The organism is Bacillus sp. LR--39, from assembly GCF_053613335.1.
Genome location: NZ_JBSIOT010001202.1, coordinates 1 through 602 on the forward strand (window position 1 = coordinate 1; position 602 = coordinate 602).

A 602-nucleotide genomic window follows, 5' to 3' on the forward strand; every position below is an offset into this window, starting at 1 on the left:
AAGCGGACTGAAAAACATTGAAGCCGCAAACATCACCGCGACAGTCAAAGCCGTAAGCCCCGTTCTTCCCCCGGCTGCGACACCGGCGGAAGATTCGATAAATGCGGTCGTCGGACTTGTGCCGAAAACAGCTCCTACTGTCGTCGCGGTTGAATCAGCAAGCAGCGCTTTTCGCACGTTCGGCAGCTTGTTGTTTTTCATCAGCCCGGCTTGCTCGGCAACTCCGATCATCGTGCCTGTCGTATCAAAAATGGTGACTAATAGAAAAGAAAAGACGACAGCGTACAGGCCGTGATGAATGACATCGCCAAAAGCGGTAAATGGATTTGAGATCATCAATCCTTCCGGCAAATGAGGAAGCGACATAAATCCCTTTGGAAGATGGAGCTGACCGGTGAAAAAGGCGATCAAAGCGGTAGCTGCCATTCCGATAAATAAAGCGCCGCTTACATTCAGCACCATCAGGACCACGCTGATCAAAAGGCCGACCAGCGTTAAGATAACACCAGGTGAATGCAGATTGCCGAGAGTGACCAGGTTTGACTCATCAGCTGCCACAATTCCCGCTTGACGCAAACCGATAAAAGCAATAAACAGCCCGA

At 50.7% G+C, this 602-nt stretch carries 1 pseudogene; it reads right to left on the reverse strand.

Annotation, left to right across the window (positions count from 1 at the left end):
• A pseudogene (pbuO, locus tag ACWHAR_RS29425) lies at positions 1 to 602 on the reverse strand (hypoxanthine/guanine permease PbuO); the annotation flags it as partial.